Genomic DNA, 8,355 nt, shown 5'->3' on the forward strand with positions numbered 1-8,355 from the left:
ATATGGAACTTTTTTTCTACACTCAAAAGGCTCTATAATCTCCATGGTGGATTTACCCACTACAGTCTTATAGAGCCTGAAAAGAGCGGGAGTCAGCATTGCTTTTTAGGAGTTGACCAACCCGCTCTTTCCTGTTATTGTTCGATCAGTGGACGTTCGATGAGTAGTTGCGTTGTTGTGGGATATTCTCGTCATAAGGTTCAGAGTTGTCAATCGTTTTCAAGCTGATTATTTTATGATAAAATAAAGAAAAGTGATTAAAGGAGAGGTTATGACAGTAAAAAAGCAACACATTGAGCGTAAGCGTGCGATACTCGTCTTAGGAATTCTAACCTTCGCTTACGCTCTTCTCATGCCTGATAGCGGTCAACTGTGGCAGGGATTATTGGCTATTTTAACTAATCCAACGCAACTCATGACTGATTTTTTTGCGGTCGGTGGACTTTCGGCTACTTTTGCCAATGTCGCAGGGCATTTTTTCCTAGCGCATTATCTGATGAGCCGTAATGAACGTTCCAATGTCAATGGTTTGCAGATTGGTGCTGTTGGCATTTTTGCAGGACATGCTTTTTTTGGCACCAACCTACTGAATGTTCTTCCCCTGATTGGCGGAATGGTGCTGTATGCTAAATTTACCAAACAATCCTTTAAACTCTATACGACCGTTAGTTTGTTTGCAACATCGATGGCACCCGTCGTCTCTTACTTAGCCTTTCAAAACGGTCTCTCTTTTGGGTCTGCTTGTATTGCCTTGGCTGTTGGTCTGATACTTGGTTTTATGGCACCTGCATTGGCGGAGGAGTTTTTGAAATTTCACCATGGGTTGACCTTATATAACTACGGTTTTACAACAGGGTTGATGACCATGTTTTTGGTCTTGCTATTTCCTTATTTTCAGCTACCAGTCGAAACACGTGTGTTAATCAGCGATGGTTACCATACCTACATACTAGGTTATTGGCTATTGATTATTGGGTTTTTACTGATGTTTTTGCTTCGCCATTTGTTAAAAGCTGCTGCAGGCTATTCTGCTCTGATAAAAAGTACAGGGCGGGTTCCAGATGATTTTGTGACAAAGTTTGGACTTTACCCGACACTGCTTAACATGTGCTTGACCAGTAGCTTATTTTTAGGTTGTCTGTTAGTTTTCGGTGTCCGGCTCAATGGTCCTATTTTAGGTGGACTTTTGACGATATTGGGGTTCAGTGCCTTTGGGAAACACCCTCTAAACGCTCTTCCTGTTGGCTTAGGGGTCGTTTTGGCCAGTGTCTTGCTCAACCAGCCCTTAAACGAGATACGCTTTGCCCTCCCGTTTCTTTTTAGCACAGGATTAAGTCCGATTGCTGGATTTTATGGCTGGTTCTACGGGCTGGTCGCTGGTTTTCTTCACTACAATTTATCATCAACGGTCTTGGCTTTGCATCAAGGGCTGAGTTTATACAATAATGGATTTTCAACAGGTTTTGTCGCTGCGGTATTAGCGCCTTTGATTGATACCCTGCAAGACCATAAAACACTCTGGCTAAAGGATAAAGGACATGTTAACGGAAAAAAATAAATGCACACGAATCATGAAAGAAATTGTCAGTTACTTTTTAGATAATGACCTCAATGATTTCAAGATGGAATTTAGTTTTACAGAAGGTGTGTTTAGGCTCCACCTTGAAGCAGAGACCACAGTCGAGCCTGTGAGTTTTAAGAAATTGGTTTCAGACCTCAATACGGAACGTCAATTGGAAGTTGATGAGTATTACAATGCCTTGCTAGGAAGCAATTGTCATAATCATGAGCATGATTATACCTTTTTAGGCAAGGCTATCGACCGAGCGGAAGGCCAGTTTGAAAATGGTCGCTTGTCGCTCTTGATTTGGCGGTTTGAAGAACATTGACACGTCTAAATAACCTGATTAGCGTTTCAGGTTTCTGCGTGCAACATAAACAGGAGATGGTGAAAAGAGAAACCCATGACAATCATTGAAAAAGCACCAGCTAAGATAAATTTAGGCTTAGATATTTGCGGCAAATGTGATGACGGTTATCATGAACTGGAGATGATTATGCTCAGTGTTGACCTCAATGACTATGTGACCGTCACAGAACGATCAGATGATCAGGTTGTCATGACATCAAACAGCCACCGCATGCCCCACAATGCCAAAAACGATGTGGTAAAGGCTTCAGAGCTCATCAGAGCCCGCTACGGTATTAAACAAGGCGTTACTATTGACTTAGAAAAGCGAATCCCAATCTGTGCAGGTCTAGGTGGCGGCTCAAGCGATGCCGCAGCTACCTTACGCGCTCTTGATAAGCTCTGGCAATTAAACCTTAGTAAACAAGAGTTAATTGAGCTGGGGTTTGCTATTGGTAGTGATGTGCCATATTGCTTAGAAGCAGGCTGCGCTTACATCGCAGGTAAGGGAGATGTGGTTGAACCCTTATCTGCCAGCCTGTCCTCTTGGGTAGTCCTGGTCAAACCTGACTTTGGGGTCTCTACACGGAAGATTTTCAAAGAGATTGACGTTGATAACATCACACGGGTAGATATCGCAGGGTTAAAAAAAGCTATGCTGACGAGCGATTATGACGCCATGCTGTCTTGTATGGGTAATTCGCTGGAAGACATTACCATCATGAAGTGTCCCTTTATCCAAACCATAAAAGACCGCATGTTAGCTGCTGGATCAGACATCGCCTTGATGTCAGGCTCTGGACCGACAGTTTTTGCCCTATGTCCGACCGCTAAGCGAGCGGACCGAGTTTACAACGCTATGAAAGGCTTTTGTAAAGAGGTCTACAAGGTAAGGACGTTGAGCTAGTTTTTTCATCTGGTAAAGAGGCGCTAGCCTCTTTTAATGTTTACTGAACTATCTCTAGCCAGTAACCAAAAACTTGCCTCCACTCTTGAATTGTGTTAAAATTAACCAGTAAAGTGAAAGAAAGAGGTGGTTTATGACAAGACTAGCCCAGCGTTTAGACCAGTTGATTTACAAGGTTTTATTGACAGCAGAAAATCAGCATGAATTGTTGATTGGGTCCTGCCAAAGTGACGTCAGATTGACCAATACACAGGAACATATCCTGATGTTATTGGCAAAGGAACGGCTAACGAATTCTGACCTAGCCAGAGAGCTTAGCGTCAGTCAAGCAGCGGTGACCAAGGCCGTCAAGGCTCTGATTGCTGCGGGCATGCTAGAGTCAATCAAAGACCAGACAGATGGCCGTGTGACTTACTTTGAACTAACTGATTTGGCGACGCCTATTGCGGTAGAACATGAGCACCACCATGACCATACTGTTCAGGTGTATGATGAGGTATTGTCGGCTTTTTCAGCAGATGAACAGGGCGTTATCGAGCGATTCTTGGAGGGATTATCTAAAGGATTGGACGGTGGTCAATGAGGTATATCACCGTTGAAAATCTAGCTTTTCAGTATGATGCCGAACCTGTTTTACAAGAAGTGGCTTACCACTTGGATAGCGGTGAATTTGTTACCCTAACAGGTGAAAATGGTGCTGCAAAATCAACCCTGATTAAGGCGACTTTGGGCATTTTAACGCCAAGATCAGGTCAGGTGACGCTTGCCAAAACAAACGTTACAGGTCAAAAACTCCGTATCGGCTATTTACCACAGCAAATTGCCAGCTTTAATGCAGGGTTTCCCAGCACGGTCTATGAGTTTGTCACCTCTGGTCGTTACCCGCGTCGAGGCTGGTTTTCACGATTGACAGACCATGACGAGGAACATATTAGGGTAAGTTTAGAATCTGTCGGCATGTGGGAGAATCGAGACAAGCGTATCGGTAGCTTGAGCGGTGGGCAAAAGCAGCGAGCTGTTATTGCACGTCTCTTTGCCTCTGACCCTGATGTTTTTGTCCTTGATGAACCAACCACAGGGATGGATGCAGGGACGACTCAGACTTTTTATGACCTCATGCACCATAATGCCAAGGAACATGGAAAAGCAGTGCTGATGATCACTCATGACCCAGACGAAGTCAAGGGCTACGCCGACAGGAACATTCATCTCGTGCGCAACCAAGACCTACCATGGCGGTGTTTTAATATCCATGATAACAAGGAGGGCGGTCATGTTCACTGATGTTTTGGCTTATGACTTTATGCAACGCGCCCTGCTAGCAGTTGTTGCCATTAGCGTTTTTGCACCGATTTTGGGAATTTTTCTTATTCTCAGACGGCAAAGTTTGATGAGCGATACCCTGAGCCACGTTTCCTTGGCAGGTGTTGCCGTCGGGGTATTGCTTGGTATCAATCCAACCTGGACAACGATTGTAGTGGTAACTTTAGCTGCTATTGTATTAGAATACCTCAGAACTGTCTACAAGCACTATATGGAAATTTCGACAGCTATTTTAATGTCCTTAGGCTTGGCGCTGTCCTTGATGATCATGAGTAAGGCTCAAGGGACTTCGGCAGTTAGTTTGGATCAGTACCTGTTTGGGTCAATTATTACCATCAGTCAAGAGCAAGTCATTGCTTTGTTTGTGATTGCGCTGGCTGTTCTGATCTTGACCTTTCTCTTTATTCGTCCCATGTACTTACTGACCTTTGATGAAGATACGGCCTTTGTTGACGGATTGCCAGTTCGCTTGATGTCTATTGCCTTTAATATTTTGACGGGAGTAGCCATTGCTTTGATGATTCCAGCAGCAGGAGCGCTTTTGGTTTCAACCATCATGGTTTTACCGGCTTCAATTGCGATGCGTTTGGGTAAATCTTTTCGTTCAGTGATTATCTACGGCATCGGTATTGGCTTTGTCGGCATGGTGTCAGGCATTTTCATGTCCTATTGGTGGGAGACACCTGCTAGCGCAACGATTACCATGATTTTTATCGGTATGTTTTTGGTGACCAGTTTACTTAATCTTGTGGCCAAATCACATTGACTTCAGCCTGTTTTAGGCTGTTTTTTTTTGAAAATTTTTCAGAAAAAATTAAAATTTTCAGAAAAAACGCTAGACAAACCTCAAAAAATTAGGTATGATAGTAAAAACTTATCCCGAAAGGAGAGATGTCATGACTGTAGAGACGATAGATTGGTCAACTTTAGGGTTTGGCTATATTGATACGGGTAAAAAATTTAGAGCTTATTATAAAGACGGCAAGTGGAGCGAGGGTGCTATTGAAACGGACAAGCAGATAACAATCAGTGAGGCATCTAACGTGTTTCACTACGGTCAGACTTGTTTCGAAGGGTTGAAAGCCTATCGTACGAAAGATGGCAAGATTCAGCTGTTTCGTCCCGATGAAAATGCTAAGCGCATGAAACGTTCTGCAGAACGCTTACTCATGGAGCCTTACCCAGAAGAAGACTTTATTCGTGCTGTTCATGAAGTTGTCAAGGCCAATGCTGAATGGGTACCACCTTATGGTACAGGAGCTTCACTCTATATTCGTCCATTTTTAATGGGAATTGGAGACACTGTGGGGGTAGCACCTGCGGCAGAGTACCTATTTTCTATTTTTGTGACACCAGTTGGAGCCTATTTCAAAGTTGGTTTAGCTCCAGCTCACTTCTTGGTTAGTGACTATGACCGCGCAGCTCCCAGAGGTACAGGTGCGGCCAAGGTTGCTGGAAATTACGCGGCCAGCCTCTATCCTGGAAAATTGGCTAAACAACAAGGTTACACTGATGCCATTTATCTGGATCCGGCAACGAAAACAAAAATCGAAGAAGTCGGAGCGGCTAATTTCTTTGGGATTACCGCTGATGGGACATTTATGACGCCAAAATCGGACTCTATCCTGCCAAGTATTACCAAATATTCCTTGATGACTTTAGCTGAAGAGCGACTGGGGTTAAAGGCTGTTGAAGGCGATGTCTATATTGACAAGTTGGCTGATTTTGTCGAGGCAGGGGCGTGTGGAACTGCTGCGGTCATCACACCAATTGGTTCGATTACCATCGGTGATAAGAAACAAGTGTTTCACTCAGAAACAGAAGTTGGTCCAATGATAAAACGTCTTTACGACGAACTGACGGGTATCCACTATGGAGACATACCAGCCCCAGACGGTTGGATTCAGACGGTTGAATACTAGATCAGATTGGCAACCTTTGCGGTTGTCAATCAAGATTTTAGTTAAATAAGTCAGAATATTTCAAATAAAAAAATATTTCGAACAACATGATTTAAGGAGTTTTTATGACAACACAACAATCAACTGCAATGCAGACAGAGACATTCAAATCCTTTGTTGCGAAAATTCTCTCAGGCACAGCAACCGCCATCATCGTCAGTCTCTTGCCAAATGCCATTCTGGCGAACCTGATTAAATATTTACCTGCAGCAGAATGGCTGATAGACCTTAGCCGTATTTTGGTGATCTTCCAGTATGTTCTTCCGATTATGGCAGGGTTTCTTATTGCTGAGAATTTTAAATTGACCAGCATGCAGCAGGTGGCAGTGCAGCTTATATAGGTTCTGGTGCTTGGACGTGGCGCTTCTTTGATACCGTTCAGGAATCAGGCAAAGCCTTAGAAGCAGTTGGGTTGTTTCAGCTACGCGGATTAGGTGACATTATCAATATGATGATTACAGCAACCCTAGCGATTCTTTTGGCAAAATGGGTTGGCAATCGTCTAGGCTCTTTGACTATTGTTTTACTTCCTATAATTGTTGGAATTGGTGTTGGCTATCCGGGCTGGTTGATGTTGCCTTACGTCTCTCAGGTGACCACACTGATTGGTCAAGCAATCAATAGCTTTACCGTCCTCCAACCTGTTCTGATGAGCGTACTGATTGCGATGTCCTTTGCGGTTCTTATTGTGACCCCAATTTCAACCGTTGGGATTGGAGTGGCTATCGCTTTAACAGGCCTGTCAGCAGGAGCTGCAGCCATTGGTGTCGCTGCAACGTCAACCTACCTTGCTCTCGCAACTGCGCGTAAGAATAAAGCAGGAGTTCCAGCTGCCATTTTGCTTGGCGCGACTAAGATGATGATGCCAAATGTGGCTGCCAATCCAATCATGCTGCTTCCTATTCTGGCGACAGCTGCTGTGAGTGCTCTGTCTGTTCCTCTATTCAATGTTATTGGGACACCAGCGACCGCTGGCTTCGCTTGGGACAACAGAGATTGCGATGATGATTATCATCTGGTTTGTCATTCCATTTGCAGTAGCATATCTTTGCCATTACCTTTGCCTTAACGTTTTCAAGCTTTACTCAGATAATATTTTCATCTTTGAAAAATAAGCTATCCTTGTTAATAAGCAAGAAACCTGCTCAAAAATTGGAGCAGGTTTTTTGGCTCTTTGTCAACTGTAGTGGGTTGACCCACTTAACACCGAGAGAGGACAGTTCTTGTCTTCTCTCGTTTTATGTGTATGGCAATGAAAATGCGAGTTTTGCCTTTTCAAAGTTTCTGAAACCAAAGGCGTTGCGCATGTTTATGGCAATGAAAATGCGGGTTTTGTCTTTTCAAAGTTTCTGAAACCAACGGCGTTGCGCTTAATAACCTTGATGATGTTGTTGGTTGCTTCAATCTTGGCGTTAGAGTAGGGCAATTCCAAGGCATTGACAATCTTGTCACTGTCTTTCAAAAAGGTTCTAAAAACTGTCTGAAAGACAGGATTAACGCTGGAAATCGTCTCCTCAATCAGCCCAAAAAACTGGTCGGCTTGCTTCTCCTGGAAATGAAACAGCAGCAGTTGATAAAGCTCGTAATGCTCTTTCAGTTCTTGCGAATAGCCGAGCAGTTTAGTGACAACCTCCTGATTAGTCAAGTGCCTGCGAAAAGTTGGGCGATCAAAGCGTTTATCGCTGAGCTTTCGACTGTCTTGTTGTATCAATTTCCGGTAGCGCTTTAGGGCTCTGTATTCGTGGGAATTTCGATCAAACTGGTTCATTACGTGGATGCGTAGCCTGTTCATGTCCCTGCTCATATGCTGGACAATGTGGAAACAATCGAGAACGATTTTCGCATTTGGAAATAGTTTCTTAGCGATGTCGTAATAAGGGCTAAACATGTCCATGGTGATGACCTTAACACGGCTTCTAACCGCTCTAGAATAGCGTAAAAAGTGGTTACGAATGGTGGCTTGTGTCCGACCATCTAGAATTGTTATGATTTTGAGTGAATCAAAGTCCTGTGCGATGAAGCTCATTTTGCCTTTCCTGCTTCAACTAGTCGCTTTTGTATTTTCAGGCTCCTACCTCAAACAGTCCACTGGACTGTTTGAGTCCCAGCTCATGTTAGTTGGTAGCCAGTTCAAGTCTGTCTTGAACTGGCCTTCCTTTAGTTTTCGGATGACGGTTGAGGTCGATACGGCTAAGCTTTCAGCGATGGCCGTCATGGCGACTTTCTCCATCAATTTTTGAGCGATTTTCTGATTA

7 protein-coding genes and 2 pseudogenes are annotated in these 8,355 nt (G+C 43.8%); 8 read left to right on the top strand and 1 reads right to left on the bottom strand.

Annotation, left to right across the window (positions count from 1 at the left end):
- Positions 1-271: 271 nt before the first annotated feature.
- The 8 genes and pseudogenes from ACERC8_RS09345 to ACERC8_RS09380 all read left to right on the top strand — a co-directional run bounded on the left by ACERC8_RS09345 (position 272) and on the right by ACERC8_RS09380 (position 7,215).
- A complete protein-coding gene (locus tag ACERC8_RS09345) occupies positions 272-1,558 on the top strand; it encodes a DUF1576 domain-containing protein (RefSeq protein ID WP_373659619.1) in 1,287 nt (428 codons plus the stop codon).
- The gene (locus tag ACERC8_RS09350) at positions 1,539-1,889 is read left to right on the top strand and encodes a hypothetical protein (RefSeq protein WP_373659620.1); all 351 of its coding nucleotides are present in this window, start codon (positions 1,539-1,541) and stop codon (positions 1,887-1,889) included. The genes ACERC8_RS09345 and ACERC8_RS09350 overlap by 20 nt, the downstream gene beginning before the upstream one ends.
- A 75-nt stretch (positions 1,890-1,964) precedes the next feature.
- Positions 1,965-2,816 (top strand): 4-(cytidine 5'-diphospho)-2-C-methyl-D-erythritol kinase, encoded by an 852-nt coding sequence (gene ispE / locus ACERC8_RS09355; protein ID WP_373659621.1) that lies wholly within the window; start codon positions 1,965-1,967, stop codon positions 2,814-2,816.
- A 133-nt stretch (positions 2,817-2,949) separates the two neighbouring features.
- Entirely contained in the window at positions 2,950-3,399 is a 450-nt protein-coding gene (locus tag ACERC8_RS09360) for a zinc-dependent MarR family transcriptional regulator (RefSeq protein WP_373659623.1), read from the top strand.
- The gene (locus tag ACERC8_RS09365) at positions 3,396-4,100 is read left to right on the top strand and encodes a metal ABC transporter ATP-binding protein (RefSeq protein WP_373659624.1); all 705 of its coding nucleotides are present in this window, start codon (positions 3,396-3,398) and stop codon (positions 4,098-4,100) included. The genes ACERC8_RS09360 and ACERC8_RS09365 overlap by 4 nt, the downstream gene beginning before the upstream one ends.
- Positions 4,090-4,905, top strand: a complete 816-nt coding sequence (locus ACERC8_RS09370) for a metal ABC transporter permease (protein WP_373659625.1) — start codon at positions 4,090-4,092, stop codon at positions 4,903-4,905. The genes ACERC8_RS09365 and ACERC8_RS09370 overlap by 11 nt, the downstream gene beginning before the upstream one ends.
- Positions 4,906-5,035: 130 nt before the next feature.
- The gene (locus ACERC8_RS09375; protein WP_373659626.1) at positions 5,036-6,061 is read left to right on the top strand and encodes a branched-chain amino acid aminotransferase; all 1,026 of its coding nucleotides are present in this window, start codon (positions 5,036-5,038) and stop codon (positions 6,059-6,061) included.
- Positions 6,062-6,165: 104 nt separating this feature from the next.
- Positions 6,166-7,215 (top strand): annotated as a pseudogene (locus tag ACERC8_RS09380) (PTS sugar transporter subunit IIC).
- Positions 7,216-7,338: 123 nt separating this feature from the next.
- On the opposite strand, the pseudogene ACERC8_RS09385 reads toward ACERC8_RS09380, so the two are convergent.
- Positions 7,339-8,355, bottom strand: a pseudogene (locus tag ACERC8_RS09385) (ISL3 family transposase); the annotation flags it as partial.

It is taken from the genome of Streptococcus sp. E29BA, assembly GCF_041807805.1.
Taxonomy (GTDB): domain Bacteria; phylum Bacillota; class Bacilli; order Lactobacillales; family Streptococcaceae; genus Streptococcus; species Streptococcus entericus.